Annotated in this window: 12 protein-coding genes, 1 tRNA gene and 1 pseudogene; 4 read left to right on the top strand and 10 right to left on the bottom strand. The window is 43.8% G+C overall.

Going from position 1 to position 13,908, the window contains the following annotated elements; all coding sequences use genetic code 11:
- From A5295_RS01605 to A5295_RS01565, 9 genes and pseudogenes are all read right to left on the bottom strand, one after another.
- Positions 1-175: pseudogene (locus A5295_RS01605) on the bottom strand (LytTR family transcriptional regulator); the annotation flags it as partial.
- 149 nt (positions 176-324) lie between these two features.
- Complete coding sequence (locus A5295_RS01600) at positions 325-1,143, bottom strand: histidine phosphatase family protein (RefSeq protein ID WP_064621533.1); 819 nt, start codon at positions 1,141-1,143, stop codon at positions 325-327.
- A 24-nt stretch (positions 1,144-1,167) separates the two neighbouring features.
- A complete protein-coding gene (gene rsfS, locus A5295_RS01595; protein ID WP_064621532.1) occupies positions 1,168-1,572 on the bottom strand; it encodes a ribosome silencing factor in 405 nt (134 codons plus the stop codon).
- Positions 1,573-1,608: 36 nt separating this feature from the next.
- A complete protein-coding gene (glmU, locus tag A5295_RS01590; protein WP_012914347.1) occupies positions 1,609-3,018 on the bottom strand; it encodes a bifunctional UDP-N-acetylglucosamine diphosphorylase/glucosamine-1-phosphate N-acetyltransferase GlmU in 1,410 nt (469 codons plus the stop codon).
- Between the two features lie 114 nt (positions 3,019-3,132).
- A tRNA-Gln gene (locus A5295_RS01585) sits at positions 3,133-3,203 on the bottom strand.
- Positions 3,204-3,294: 91 nt separating this feature from the next.
- Positions 3,295-4,317 carry a ribose-phosphate diphosphokinase gene (locus A5295_RS01580; protein WP_032837849.1) on the bottom strand — a complete coding sequence of 341 codons (1,023 nt, stop codon included), beginning with the start codon at positions 4,315-4,317 and terminating at the stop codon, positions 3,295-3,297.
- Between the two features lie 96 nt (positions 4,318-4,413).
- A complete protein-coding gene (nadD, locus tag A5295_RS01575; protein ID WP_064621531.1) occupies positions 4,414-5,226 on the bottom strand; it encodes a nicotinate-nucleotide adenylyltransferase in 813 nt (270 codons plus the stop codon).
- Positions 5,216-5,734 (bottom strand): hypothetical protein, encoded by a 519-nt coding sequence (locus tag A5295_RS01570; protein ID WP_004108325.1) that lies wholly within the window; start codon positions 5,732-5,734, stop codon positions 5,216-5,218. Before A5295_RS01570 ends, nadD begins: the two co-directional genes overlap by 11 nt.
- A 38-nt stretch (positions 5,735-5,772) precedes the next feature.
- A complete protein-coding gene (locus A5295_RS01565; RefSeq protein WP_064621530.1) occupies positions 5,773-7,050 on the bottom strand; it encodes a glutamate-5-semialdehyde dehydrogenase in 1,278 nt (425 codons plus the stop codon).
- A 355-nt stretch (positions 7,051-7,405) separates the two neighbouring features.
- On the opposite strand from A5295_RS01565, the gene clpB reads away from it, so the two are divergent.
- The 4 genes from clpB to A5295_RS01545 all read left to right on the top strand — a co-directional run bounded on the left by clpB (position 7,406) and on the right by A5295_RS01545 (position 13,428).
- Positions 7,406-10,000 (top strand): ATP-dependent chaperone ClpB, encoded by a 2,595-nt coding sequence (clpB, locus tag A5295_RS01560; RefSeq protein ID WP_064621529.1) that lies wholly within the window; start codon positions 7,406-7,408, stop codon positions 9,998-10,000.
- Positions 10,001-10,180: 180 nt separating this feature from the next.
- Entirely contained in the window at positions 10,181-10,474 is a 294-nt protein-coding gene (locus tag A5295_RS01555) for a DUF4193 domain-containing protein (RefSeq protein WP_004111484.1), read from the top strand.
- Complete coding sequence (gene dut / locus A5295_RS01550; RefSeq protein ID WP_064621528.1) at positions 10,475-10,954, top strand: dUTP diphosphatase; 480 nt, start codon at positions 10,475-10,477, stop codon at positions 10,952-10,954.
- A 122-nt stretch (positions 10,955-11,076) separates the two neighbouring features.
- Positions 11,077-13,428 (top strand): bifunctional (p)ppGpp synthetase/guanosine-3',5'-bis(diphosphate) 3'-pyrophosphohydrolase, encoded by a 2,352-nt coding sequence (locus A5295_RS01545; protein ID WP_064621527.1) that lies wholly within the window; start codon positions 11,077-11,079, stop codon positions 13,426-13,428.
- Positions 13,429-13,517: 89 nt separating this feature from the next.
- Here A5295_RS01545 and A5295_RS01540 read toward each other — a convergent pair whose 3' ends face one another.
- On the bottom strand, positions 13,518-13,799 hold the full coding sequence (locus A5295_RS01540; protein WP_004119480.1) for an HU family DNA-binding protein: 282 nt from the start codon (positions 13,797-13,799) through the stop codon (positions 13,518-13,520).
- Positions 13,800-13,908 lie beyond the last annotated feature (109 nt).

Raw genomic sequence — 13,908 nt, 5'->3', positions numbered from 1 at the left:
ATTTATCTGAAGTATTAATTTCAGTATTATTTTCAGCACTTCTTACATTTGCATCATTTGAGTCAATGCTTTGTAACTGAGCGATAATGCGCTTAAGCTCATCGTCAATATTGTGAATTGACAACTGAACTGACTGCTCTTCCTCAGGCGGAACAATAGCAATAGTTACTTTCATCAAGCCTCCTTTCCGTGCACTACTGTTAGCGTTTGTTAGCTTTTTGTTTTGTAATTTTGACTATACGGCACTGTAAATAGTCTGTCTTTACAAAATCGCTAAACGGTAGCTTTCGGTAATTAAGCGGTAAAAAGGAGATATTACGCAGATTAAGCCGCCCCCCAAATGCGAATAAGACGCTGGCTTGTAGGGTCAGCTGCAGGACCTTGATCATAAGCATCCAAACGCCAATGAATCGAACCATCCGCGTTAAGACTTGGAATTAAGCGCGCCCAGCGACCATTTCCCATGCCACCAATCGTTTTGTAAGAAGGATCTACTTTATCTAATCCAAGCAGCTTATGAACAGTTTGCGAAAGGCAAGAGCCATGCGAAAACACTAGCAAATCGCGGTCTGCGCCAGTTTTGCGAGTCCAATCTTCTACTGCAGTAGCAGCGCGCTCTCCTACTTCCTGCTTAGCTTCAGCACCATGACGAAGCTCCCCGCCTTTACCTTCGACCCAAGCTTTGAAATCTTCCGGCCACTGTTCGCTAATCTGCTGGCGATTCAAACCTTCCCACTCGCCAAAGAAACGCTCGCGCACACCATTTTCAACTTGCACATGAAGCCCAATCTTATCTGCAAAAGCATGAGCTGTCTGCTGCGCGCGAATAAGCGGAGAAGCAATCGCCACAAAACTCGCGTCCGCTTCTTCCGCTGTAATGCGCACATGCTCAGCGCTGTTCGGATCCTTTGGATCTTCTAAGTCAGAAGCACCAAAAAGCACGCGCAAAGCTTTTCCAGAGCGAGTTACCTGATCCATTCCAGACTCATCCAAAGCAATATCAATCATGCCTTGCAAACGGAACTGTGCATTATACGGAGTTTGACCGTGGCGAATAAGCATAACAGAACGAGCAATTCCTTCATGCGCACTATTAATGGAATTATTTACGTTACTCGCAACATTTTCTACGAAATCAACCATGGTTTGTACCGTACTTTCTTCTTATTATTCAGTTTTGCTAGAATCTTCAGTTTCGCTAGCATGCTCTGGCAGCTGCAAATCGATTGCCGGGCAATCATTCCACAGGCGTTCCAAGCGGTAGAATGCTCGTGCTTCCTCATGCATTACATGAACTACAAAATCGCCAAAATCAAGCAAAATCCACTGTGCTAATTCCAAGCCTTCACGAGATAAAGCCTTGCGTTTGTTGTCTTTCAAGTATAAGTCTTTTTCGATTTCTTCTGCAACACCCAATACTTGACGCTCGTTTGAAGCAGAAACAACTAACATAGCATCCGTAATACCAAGCAAATCGCTTACATCAAAAGCCTGCTCGTTCGTTGCTTTCAAACGGTCTGCAGCAGCGGCAGCAATACGAATTGCACTAATTGAGCTTTCTAAAGCTGTCATAACGTTACTACTCCTTAATTCTCCAACAAACGCTTTTTAGCGTTCCCAAGCTGGCTTCCAATTTTCGACTACATGCTGAGTATTTTCAGAGTACACCATAGAATCAGCCGGAACATCGTGACGTACCACCGATCCAGCGCCGGTAGTAACATCATCTCCCACAGTAACCGGTGCTACAAACAGGTTTCCTGCACCAACGTGAGCACCAGAACCAATCGTAGTATGATTCTTATGCACTCCGTCATAATTTGCAGTAATCGTACCGCCACCAATATTCGTATGCTCACCCAAATCAGCATCGCCAATATAGCTTAAATGAGGTACTTTAGTGCCATTTCCAATATGAGCTTTCTTCATTTCTACGAAAGCTCCTGCTTTACTTTCCTCACCAAGTACGTTTCCTGCACGCAAATACGTCCAAGGACCAATGTTTGCAGCCCTACAAATATGCGATTCCTGTACACGCGAACGTTCAACCACAGCATCCTCATCAATTTGCGCATCAATAAGAGTCGTGTAAGGGCCAACTACAGCACCACTTGCAACCGTAGTACAACCTTGAAGGAAGCACCCAGGAAGCACAGTAACATCTTGTGCGAGCGTAACACTATCTTCAATCCAAGTAGTATCAGGGTCAAGAATAGTTACACCTTCAAGCATCCATTTTTCGCACACGCGCTTATTATGTGCTTTTGCGAGCGCAGCTAATTGCACACGATTATTTACGCCCTCTACAGTAAGCGGATCTGGAGCAGACATTGCACCAACATGACCAAACTTTCGGGCATGTTCCAAAGCATCAGTCAAATAGAACTCACCTTGGGCATTTTGAGAGTTAAGATCTGCAATTGCGTCACATAATACAGTAGCATCGAATACATATACAGAAGTGTTCACTTCATGAATAGCAAGCTCTCCAGCATTTGCATCCTTATGCTCAACAATACGCAAAACGTCACCGTTTGCTTCGCGCACAATACGACCGTATCCAGTTGCATCGTCTAATACTGCTGTAAGAACTGTTGCCACATTGTTATTATTATTGTGAAAATCAACTAAAGACTGCAAAGTTTGCGTATCAAGTAGCGGCATATCGCTTGCGGCAATCAGCACAGCTCCTTTTAATGCTTCACCAGTTTCGTTTTTAGCAATTTCGTTAAGATCTTTAATAGCACATTGCACTGCTCTGCCGGTTCCAGGAGTTTCGTCCTGATTTACAATATGCACATTTTCGTTATAGCTAATAGCAGCAGCAGCTACGCGTTCAGCTTGAGCATGCACAACTACAGCTAGTTTTTTAGGATTTACGCCATTCATGGCATCCATAACACGATTGAGAAATGTTTTACCAGCAAATGGATGTAGTACTTTCGGAGTTTCTGAACGCATACGCGTCCCATCGCCTGCTGCCAAAATTATTGCCGCAGTTACATCATGCTTTTCCACGCATACGCTCCTTATACTATTTTAATAAATTTCGCTGTATGTAATTCTATTACTTATTAGCAGCGTTCAAAACAAAAAACGCCACTYGATTCAACGAGTAGCGCTTCAAGTAAGCTCCCTCACCTGGATTCGAACCAAGACAAAGGGTTCCAAAGACCCGTGTGCTGCCATTACACCATGAGGGAACGGCGGAAAAACCGCCAAGTCACTATTATGCCATAATATCGAAAAACGTCAAATTGGCGTGCCGAAAAGCAAACCGTACGAAATCAATACTTAAGCAAATAAGAATCCTTGTCCGTGATGCTCAGGATAAGTGTCGAAAAGCTTAGCAACCGAACCATCCTCAAACACTGCTTTAATAGCGCTTGCAAGAAGCGGAGCAATTGAAAGAACAGTCAAACCATCCCAACGCTTCTCTTCTGGAATTGGCACAGTATCAGTCAAAACAACTTCCCTAGCACCACAAGACTTCAAACGCTCGACTGCGGGACCAGAAAGCACGCCGTGAGTTGCAACAACTGTAACAGACTTAGCTCCAGCTTCCTTCAACACATTGCAAGCTCCTGCAATAGTTCCTGCAGTATCGATCAAGTCGTCAACCATAACGCAATCGCGTCCAGCAACGTCACCAACGACGCGATTTGCAACCGTCTTATTAGGGCAAGTGATATCGCGAGTTTTGTGCACAAAAGCCAAAGGACCGCCACCTAAGCGCTGAGCCCACTGTTCTGCTACGCGAATACGACCAGCATCAGGAGACACAACAGTTACGTTTGCAAGATCATCGCGGAAACGATCACGTACGTAATCAACCAAAACTGGCATAGCAATCAAGTGATCAACAGGACCGTCGAAGAATCCTTGAGACTGAGCTGCATGCAAATCGACGCTCATAATGCGATCAGCACCAGCAGTCTTTAGCAAATCAAACATCAAGCGGCAAGAAATAGGTTCGCGACCGCGATGCTTTTTATCTTGTCGAGAATAACCAAGCAACGGGCATACTGCAGTAATTGAACGAGCAGAAGCCCTCTTCAAAGCGTCAATCATAATTAACTGTTCCATAATGGACTTGTTAACAGGATCACTGTGGCTTTGAAGCACGAATACATCTGTACCACGCACAGATTGCGTATAGCGAACATACATTTCACCATTAGCAAAATCGTATGCCGTAGTTTCAAGTACATCAATTCCAAGCTGATCAGCTACATCACGAGCAAGCTTCGGATGTGCGCGACCGGTAACGAGAACAAGGTTTTTATCTGGCTTTCCTTCAAGGACGATGCTCACCATATCTCCAAACATTAGTTCGCTTTAATTCGCGAAATGAACATAATCAATACTAACTTTTTGCACAGACGATAAACGACAAGCCTACAAAATCAATAATTACGCACGATATAAACCATGCTTAACTATGTATTGAACTACTCCATCTGGAACTAAATACCACACCGGCTCACCATGCTCAGCTCGACGACGAACATCAGTAGAAGAAATAGACAACGCTGGAATCTCTAAAATATCAACCGGCAAATGCGTAGAATCACAATGAACCATATCGTCACGATTCGCCGCAATACCAGTATCATTCGTATGCATTTGGCGAGGCATTAACGGAGAATTAGAATCTGCTAGCTTTTCTGGTCTCGAATAGCCAGGACGAGTAACAGCCACAAATCGAGCCAAATTCCACATTTCGCGCGCATTTTTCCATTGCATTATTTCAGCAATAGCGTCAGCTCCAGTAATAAAGAAAAGCTCAGCATCCGGATGCTGCGCGTGAATATCTTTCAAAGTATCAATAGTATAAGTAACTCCAGGGCGATCAATATCAACCCTAGAAACAGTGAACTTTGGATTTGATGCTGTTGCAATAACAGTCATTAAATAACGATCTTCTGCATTCGTAACTTTTTTATCAAGCTTAAAAACAGGCCTACCGGTAGGAACGAAAATAACTTCGTCAAGATCATAAACCCAAGCAACTTCTGAAGCAGCAACCAAGTGGCCATTGTGTATTGGATCGAATGTGCCGCCCATAATTCCAATGCGTTGACGTTCATGCACATTGCCACGAGTAGAAGTACGTTTATGAACTGAATTCACAACCGCAGGAGGAGCCGCTTCTTTACCAGTAAACGCGCCATGAAATAGGTCAGACATGCGACGTTCTGCATCTTCGTGAATTTCAGGACTCATTCGCCTCAGATTCCTTGTCCTCCACTTGAGTTTCATTCACTAACCCAGATGCAACATTTGCGCTATCCGGATTAATATTGCCCATTTCTTCATCCCACTCATCTTTTACGACACGCTGGATTTCGGCAAAAGTTGGAAGAGGGAAATCTGGTTGATACGCACCACGAATTTTCGCTACAGATTCCGAAATTTTAGCAAGCATGGATGTCATGCCATCAATATCATGATCACGTTCTAATTCGCTAAACTTAATAATATTCTTTTCCATATTGCGAACATTTTTAAGAACATTATTAAACGAAGTTTCATCAGGAATAGTCACATCATTCGAATCAGAATCTGGCCAGCCCATCAACACTGCGTCAGCATACTCAAGCGATGAACGTTGCGATGCAGAAGCAATACCATCTTCAATTTGCACCAAAAAAACATATCGCACAATGGACAAACGTTCAGCAGCAACATCAAGCGCCTCAGCTGTACTCAAATTCACGTCATTATTAGGCATACTCTTACCTTACCGCCACGTAACTATTAAAACCAGTACTACTCGCGTATCTGCCCATCTCCGTAGCCGATCCATTTGGTTGTTGTCATTTCAAACAAACCCATAGGGCCTCTTGCATGCAATTTTTGCGTAGAAATACCAAGTTCTGCACCAAAACCAAACTCGCCGCCATCCGTAAAGCGCGTTGAAGCATTTACCATAACTACAGCGGAATCAACACTTGCAATAAAACTTTGAATAGTTGAATAATCTTCAGCAATAATGGTTTCAGTATGACCAGTAGAATATTTCGCAATATGAGAAGCTGCATCAGTATAATCATTTACAACTTTCACACCCATATTCAGCGACAAATATTCTCGCTTCCAATCTTCCTCAGTGGCACACTCAAGCTGCAATCCTTGAATATTAGCGGATTGTAAAATATCGTAAGATTTATCATCTGCATGCAAAATTACATTATGCTCAGCTAAAGCAGCAGCGATTTTTGGCAAAAATTCTTGCGCAACAGCTTTATGCACTAATAATTTTTCAGCAGCGTTGCACACGCCCACTCGTTGCGTTTTTGCATTAATAATAATCGGTACAGCTTTTTTAATATCAGCGCTTTTATCTACATAAATATGTACGTTTCCAGCTCCAGTCTCAATAACAGGAACCGTAGATTCTTGAACAACTGCTGCAATAAGATTTGCGCTACCTCTAGGCACAAGCACATCAATATGACCGTGAGCATGCATCATTGACGTAGCTCCGTCTCTTCCTAAATCATCAACAGACTGAATCAAATCAGCACTAAAGTTAGAATTTTTAAGAACCGATTGTATAACTTCAATACTCGCCTGATTCGTATGGAGAGCCGCGCTTCCACCACGCAAAATCGCAGCATTTCCAGATTTAATACACAAAGCAGCTACATCAATAGTTACGTTTGGACGAGCTTCGTAAATCATTCCCATAACGCCCATTGGAACTCGAATTTGCGAAAGTTTAATGCCATTAGGAAGAGTGTATCCGCGAACAACCTCTCCTACAGGATCTTGCAATTGTGCAATTTTTCGCACGCTTTTTGCAGAAGCTTGGATTCGCTCTTCGTCAAATTTAAGCCTGTCGAGCTTTCCAGCATCCATTCCTTTAGCTTCAGCTTCTTTAAGATCTTTTTTGTTAGCCTCAGCAATATTTGAAGCTGCATACTCTAAGGCATCTGCCATTTTTTCGAGAAGCGCATTTTTTGCGCGAGTGTCTGCATGAGCAAAATTACGCCACGCTTTGCGCGCACAATCCGCACGAGCATTCACTAAATCATCAACAGACAACGTTTCCCCCTATAGATTATTTGCCTAATCGCCAATTAATTAATAGTAAAACAAAAGCATTTATACATATGAGATTAGCACACGCCCATTCGCCCAGCACTTCAGGTACCATAATTTGAWATWAKTTGTGTAAATTATTTGCGATTGAAAGTTCTTGAAAACAAAACTTGAGTCTAGTACACTCAAGTTTTAGGAATAAAGTTATAGGAAAATCTGTTATACGTATCAGATACATGAAAGTGAAAGCTCGTTAGAACTCGAAAGCATCGTCAAAAAGCTTGAAATTGCAATAAAAGTTGCAGCGATTTGACTTAACTGAAATGTGTTTTAGAGCTTTCGTGGAAGTGAGGCAGATATGGAACAAAAGTTTACAACCTTAGCGCAAGACGCATTAAGCGACGCTGTGCAAAGTGCAGCGGCTGCTGGCAACGCGCAAGTTGACACTCTGCATTTGGCGGATGCTTTACTTCGCCAAGAGCAGGGCGTCGTTCGCGCGCTTATTGCTCAGGCGGGGGCGGACGCGCAACAAATCGGTGCTGAAATTCGTAATGCATTAGTGGCATTGCCTTCATCTACTGGTTCAACTACAACTAAGCCAGATGCAAGTCGTCAGCTTTTGGCTGCCTTAAGCCAGGCAGAAAAAGAAATGCGCGCAATGGGAGACGAATACGTTTCTACGGAACACATGCTTATTGGCATGGTTGCTAGCGAACCAAACGCTGTTGCGGATATTTTCAAAAAGCACAATGTTTCTGCAGACGTGTTGAGAAAAGCTGTGCCAACTGTGCGCGGAGGTGCGAAAGTTACAAGTCCAGACGCGGAAGGCAACTACAAAGCGCTTGAAAAATATTCGGTTGATATGACTGCGCGCGCTCGCGAAGGAAAGCTCGACCCAGTAATTGGGCGCGATCAGGAAATTCGTCGCGTGATTCAGATTCTTTCTCGCCGCACGAAGAACAATCCTGTGCTAATTGGCGAGCCGGGCGTTGGAAAAACGGCAGTTGTAGAAGGATTGGCTCAGCGAATTGTGGCAGGAGATGTGCCTACGACTTTGCAAAACAAGCGTCTTATAAGCCTCGATTTGGCTTCGATGGTTGCAGGTTCGAAGTATCGCGGCGAGTTTGAGGAACGCTTAAAGGCAGTGTTGAAGGAAATTCAGCAATCGGACGGTCAAATTATTACGTTTATTGACGAAATTCACACTGTTGTTGGCGCAGGATCTGCAGAAGGTTCAATGGATGCTGGCAATATGCTTAAGCCAATGCTTGCGCGCGGTGAGCTGCGCTTGGTTGGTGCAACTACGCTTAACGAGTATCGCGAGCATATTGAAAAGGATTCCGCGCTTGAACGCAGATTCCAGCAAGTGTTTGTTGGCGAGCCTTCTGTTGAAGATACGGTGACGATTTTGCGTGGACTTAAGCAACGTTACGAAGCGCACCACAAGGTGACGATTAGTGACGATGCAATCGTAGCTGCAGCAACGCTTTCAAACCGATATATTACTGGCAGACAGCTTCCAGATAAGGCGATTGATTTGGTGGATGAAGCGGCAGCTCACTTGCGTATGGAGCTTGATTCTCAGCCAGAAGAGATTGACGAATTGCAGCGCAAAGTTACGCGTCTTGAAATGGAAGAAATGCAATTAAAGAAGGCGGAAGATGCTGCTGCGCGCGAACGCTTAGAAAAGTTGCAGGAAGAATTAGCTAACTCGCGCGAAAAGCTTTCTGGATTGAAAGCGCGTTGGGATGCGGAAAAGGCTGGCCATAACAAGGTTGGTGATTTGCGAGCGCAACTCGACGCTAAGCGCGTAGAAGCCGACAAATTCACACGTGAAGGCAACTTGGAACAAGCAAGCCGTATTTTGTATGGCGAAATTCCAAGCATTCAAAAAGCTTTGGAAGAAGCGGAGTCTGAGGCCGCTAATGCTAAAAGTGAAGCGAAAGAGCCAATGGTTCCGGATCAGGTTGATGCTGATTCTATTGCAGGAGTCGTTAGCGAATGGACGGGCATTCCTGTTGGTCGCTTGATGCAAGGCGAAAATGAGAAGCTGCTCAACATGGAAAAGGAGCTTTCTAAGCGTGTGGTTGGTCAAAGCGAAGCAATTCAGGCTATAGCGGATGCTGTGCGCAGAAGCCGTGCTGGAATTGCAGACCCGAATCGCCCGACTGGTTCGTTCCTATTCTTGGGTCCTACTGGCGTTGGTAAGACGGAGCTTGCTAAGGCTCTTGCTGACTTTTTGTTTGACGACGAGCGTGCAATGGTTCGCATTGATATGAGCGAGTACATGGAAAAGGCTTCCGTATCGCGGCTTATCGGTGCTGCTCCTGGTTACATTGGCTACGAGGAAGGCGGCCAGCTTACTGAAGCTGTGCGTAGACGTCCGTATTCTGTAGTGCTTTTTGACGAAGTCGAGAAGGCACATCCAGAAGTATTCGACGTTTTGTTGCAGGTTTTGGACGATGGTCGTTTGACTGACGGTCAGGGTAGAACGGTTGATTTTACGAATACGATTTTGATTATGACGTCAAACTTGGGTTCGCAATTCCTTGTGCAAGAAGGCTTGGACGATGCTGCTAAACGTAAAGCTGTTATGAACGCTGTTCACGCTGAGTTTAAGCCAGAGTTCATCAACCGTTTGGATGAACTTGTTATGTTCCATCCGTTGAGCCGCGAAGAGCTTGGTGGAATTGTGGATATTCAAGTTCGTCAAGTGGCTGCACGCTTGAGCGACCGCCGCATTAGCTTGGATGTGAGTGACTCTGCTCGCACTTGGCTTGCGGAGCATGGCTACGATCCAGTTTATGGTGCTCGTCCTTTGCGCAGATTGGTTCAAACGGAAATTGGCGACCAGCTTGCGCGATTGTTGCTTTCTGGAAAGGTGCATGATGGCGCTCGCGTAGTTGCAGATTGTGAGAATACTAGCGACCATGTGACCCTAAAGATTGCGTAGTGCCTGCATTCTTTAATGTAGTCAAATAATGTAGTCAAATAAAACAAAGCGTGCTGTTTGTTGGATTATTCCCCAGTAGACAGCACGCTATTTTTTTATCTAAATAAAAAATGTGTAATATACGGGGTAGCATTCGTGTATGCTATGCGCGTAAGTAGCTTTAAAAACGAAAGGACCATAATGGCACAGGATTATGATTCTCCTCGTAGCAAAGATGAGGACGAAGAGTCGTTGGAAGCTTTGAGTAAAGGTTCTCAAAATTCAAACAGCGATATTGACGATGATGAAAATGCTATTGCTGAAGACTACGAGTTGCCAGGTGCTGATTTAAGTAACGAAGATGCATCCGTAACTGTTATCCCTATGCAAGGCGATGAATTTATTTGTTCTGAATGCTTCTTAGTTAAGCATCGCAGCCAGTTAGCTGAAACTAATGCTGATGGTCAGCCTGTTTGCAAGGAGTGCGCAGCTTAAATGGCATATGACGAGACCTATACTGGCCCCGAACAGGTTGAGGTATTAATTAAGTATCTCGATGATGAAACATCTAGATTACAGCCGCTTTGCTACGCGCATGCAGGTGATGCAGGTGCCGATTTAAGAACTACCCAAGATTTTACTTTGCGTCCTTTCCAGAGAGCGCTTGTTCCTACTGGAGTTGCTATAGCTTTACCTGCAGGTTATGTTGCTTTAGTGCATCCTCGTTCTGGTTTAGCAGCAAAACAGGGTGTGACTGTGCTAAATGCACCTGGAACAGTTGATGCCGGGTATCGTGGTGAAATTAAGGTTCCTCTTATTAATTTAGATCCTGAGAACACAGTGCAATTTCATAAAGGTGATCGTATCGCTCAAATGGTTATACAACGTTATGTAGAAGCACGATTTATTCCCGCATCTAAATTACCTGAATCTGATCGCTCTGATAAAGGTTTTGGCTCCACTGGCGTACAATAATCTTTTTATAAATATCCGACCGGTTTTTAAAACTGAGTCGGATTTATTGTATGTATTTTTTGTTTTGGTAGTGTATTGAGCGAATTGCAGGTAGGATAGTAAAAAGTACCAGGAGGTGCCAAATGGGTGAACTTCAAGAGGATGTAAAAGGATCCAATAGGCTCGGATGTGAAATCAGCGAAGATTCTCGAAATCCATTATTGCCGATATTGAGCATGTGCAAATGGCATCATCCTAATGAGGATATGAGCATTCTTCATAGAGCTTATGATTGTGCTGTAAAGCAGCATACAGGTCAAAGACGCAAATCTGGTGAGCCATACATTATTCATCCTCTTGCTGTAGCTCAAATTCTTGCAGATCTTGGAATGGGACCAATTGTTGTTGCTTCAGGATTATTACACGACACTGTAGAAGATACAGATTACACGCTAGAAGAATGTCGAGCTGAATTTGGCGATACTGTAGCAGGTCTTGTAGATGGTGTTACAAAAATATCCAACATGGAATATGGCGAAAGTGCTCAAGCAGAAACTATTCGTAAGATGGTTGTTGCAATGAGCCGCGATGTGCGAGTGCTTGTAGTAAAGCTTGCGGATCGTTTGCATAATGCTCGTACTTGGAGGTATGTTAAGCCATCAAGTTCACATAAAAAAGCAAGAGAAACTCTTGACGTATATGCGCCTCTTGCTAACCGTTTAGGCATGAATGCAATTAAAACTGAACTTGAAGAGCTGAGTTTTAAAGTACTGTATCCAAAAATTTATAATGAAATTGTTGTTTTAGTTGCTCGTAGAGCAGGTCAGCGTGAAGTTTATTTACGACAAATTCTTGAAGAAATTAATGCAGATCTTGCAGAACAACATGTTAAAGCATCGGTAAAAGGTCGACCAAAAGATTATTTCTCTATTTACCAAAAGATAATCGTTCGAGGTCATGATTTTGCTAATATTTACGATTTAGTTGGTGTGAGAATAATAGTCGATTCTATTCGTGACTGTTATGCAGCATTAGGTGCAGTGCATGCTCGATGGAGCCCTGTTCCAGGACGTTTTAAGGATTACATTGCAACTCCAAAATTGAATATGTATCAAAGCTTGCATACTACAGTTGTAGGCCCTGGTGGAAAGCCAGTAGAGATTCAAATACGCACATGGGATATGCATAGGCGTGCTGAATTCGGCATCGCAGCTCATTGGAAGTACAAAGCTAATGGTCAGGCTGGTCGCGCTTTAAGTAAGCCTGATAATGATGATTTAAAACGCGAAAATAATATTGATGACAAAAAAGAGCTTAGCGAAGCAGATAATCTTAAGTGGATTCAACAGCTTGCTGATTGGACTAGTGAGACTCCAGATTCAGATGAATTCTTAGGTTCATTAAAACAAGATCTTGGTGCTTCTGAAGTTTATGTTTTTACTCCAAAGGGGAGTATTGTTGCGCTTCCGCAGGATGCAACTCCTGTTGATTTTGCATATTCTGTGCATACTGAAGTTGGTCACCGCATGATGGGTGCGCGTGTAAATGGACGCTTGGTTCCTCTTGATACGAAACTTTCAAACGGTGACACTGTAGAGGTGCTTACTTCAAAGTCGGATACAGCTGGACCATCTCGCGATTGGCTGAGTTTTGTAAAATCTCCTCGTGCTCGAAATAAAATACGCCAATGGTTTAGCAAGGAACGCCGCTCTGAGGCGATTGAAGAGGGTAAGGATGAGCTAACTCGCGCTATGCGTAAACGTAACTTGCCTTTAACTACTTTGATGACGCAGCAGGCATTAATTGGCGTTGCTGATGAATTGAATTTGCCTACTAATGTTGAGTCTTTATATGCGGCTATTGGCGAAGGTCAAGTTTCTACACAGAATGTTATTTCGCGTTTAGTAAAAGATGCGGGCGCTGATGAAGTTGCAGAAGAAGTAGAACAAGAAGCATTGCCTTTACGCCATGTTGAGCGCAGCCATAAGTCTAACGGTGCTTTGGGAGTATCAGTTAAGGGTGTTGGAGACGTTTGGGTCAAGCTTGCAAAATGTTGCATGCCAGTTCCAGGAGATATGATTATTGGTTTTATAACACGAAACCAAGGTGTGTCTGTGCATAGGACTGACTGCCAGAACATGCTCGATTTGCAAAAAACTCAATCAGAGCGCGTTATTCCTGTTCAATGGACTAGCGATAAAGGCTTGTTCTTGGTTAAGGTCCAAGTTGAAGCATTGGATCGACAACATCTTCTTTCGGATGTTACTCGCGTTCTTTCAGATCATGGAGTAAATATTCTTTCCGGAACTATTGCTACAGGCGATGACCGTGTTGCAACAAGTCAATTTACCTTTGAAATGGCAGATCCTCAGCACTTAGCAACTCTACTTGCTGCTATCCGTAAAATTGAAGGCGTTTTTGACGTTTACCGCATTACGGGAGCAAAAGATAGCGCAGAGCCGCGTTTGCGAAAAATGGAACGAGGAAATCTATAAAAGATGGGCACCCCAGCTTTGGAGTGCCCATCTTTGTTTTTGCGCAAATAGTATTTGTTTAATGTAATAAATACGAAAAACGCTTAATTTCAGGCAGTAACAGCCTTCTTCAACAAGGAGCCAGCGGAAATACGTACACCGTAAGAAGCTGGAATCTTGATGGTTTCACCGGTACGCGGGTTGCGGCCAGTGCGCTCAGCACGCTTTACGCGTTCTGCGGAGAACAGACCAGTAAGCTTCAAACCTTCACCGGACTGTAAAGCCTCAACGAACACATCCTGGAATGCGTTGACGGCGGCTTCGGCCTGTGCCTTGGTCAGGTTGGACTTCTGTGCGATCTTAGAAACGAGATCAGACTTGTTGTATGCCATGCAGCATCCTTTGTGTCAGGGGACCTTCTCTTCAAAGGTCACGTTCATACTAGATATTAGTACATTTTCCCTACAAATGTAGCCATTTTTGCATTTTTTCTTAATATTT

Origin of the sequence: Gardnerella sp. 26-12, assembly GCF_001660745.1 — a bacterium.
Taxonomy (GTDB): domain Bacteria; phylum Actinomycetota; class Actinomycetes; order Actinomycetales; family Bifidobacteriaceae; genus Bifidobacterium; species Bifidobacterium swidsinskii.
The sequence above is the reverse complement of the archived record's forward strand: the minus strand, read 5'-3'. Positions and strand labels throughout refer to the sequence as shown.

What these genes read in the sequence shown, in the direction of transcription:
- A5295_RS01600 (WP_064621533.1), bottom strand. Translation starts at nt 1,143, where the DNA reads ATGGTTGATTTCGTAGAAAATGTTGCGAGTAACGTAAATAATTCCATT.
- rsfS (WP_064621532.1), bottom strand. Translation starts at nt 1,572, where the DNA reads ATGACAGCTTTAGAAAGCTCAATTAGTGCAATTCGTATTGCTGCCGCT.
- A5295_RS01580 (WP_032837849.1), bottom strand. Translation starts at nt 4,317, where the DNA reads ATGGTGAGCATCGTCCTTGAAGGAAAGCCAGATAAAAACCTTGTTCTC.
- nadD (WP_064621531.1), bottom strand. Translation starts at nt 5,226, where the DNA reads ATGAGTCCTGAAATTCACGAAGATGCAGAACGTCGCATGTCTGACCTA.
- A5295_RS01570 (WP_004108325.1), bottom strand. Translation starts at nt 5,734, where the DNA reads ATGCCTAATAATGACGTGAATTTGAGTACAGCTGAGGCGCTTGATGTT.
- clpB (WP_064621529.1), top strand. Translation starts at nt 7,406, where the DNA reads ATGGAACAAAAGTTTACAACCTTAGCGCAAGACGCATTAAGCGACGCT.
- A5295_RS01555 (WP_004111484.1), top strand. Translation starts at nt 10,181, where the DNA reads ATGGCACAGGATTATGATTCTCCTCGTAGCAAAGATGAGGACGAAGAG.
- dut (WP_064621528.1), top strand. Translation starts at nt 10,475, where the DNA reads ATGGCATATGACGAGACCTATACTGGCCCCGAACAGGTTGAGGTATTA.
- A5295_RS01545 (WP_064621527.1), top strand. Translation starts at nt 11,077, where the DNA reads ATGGGTGAACTTCAAGAGGATGTAAAAGGATCCAATAGGCTCGGATGT.
- A5295_RS01540 (WP_004119480.1), bottom strand. Translation starts at nt 13,799, where the DNA reads ATGGCATACAACAAGTCTGATCTCGTTTCTAAGATCGCACAGAAGTCC.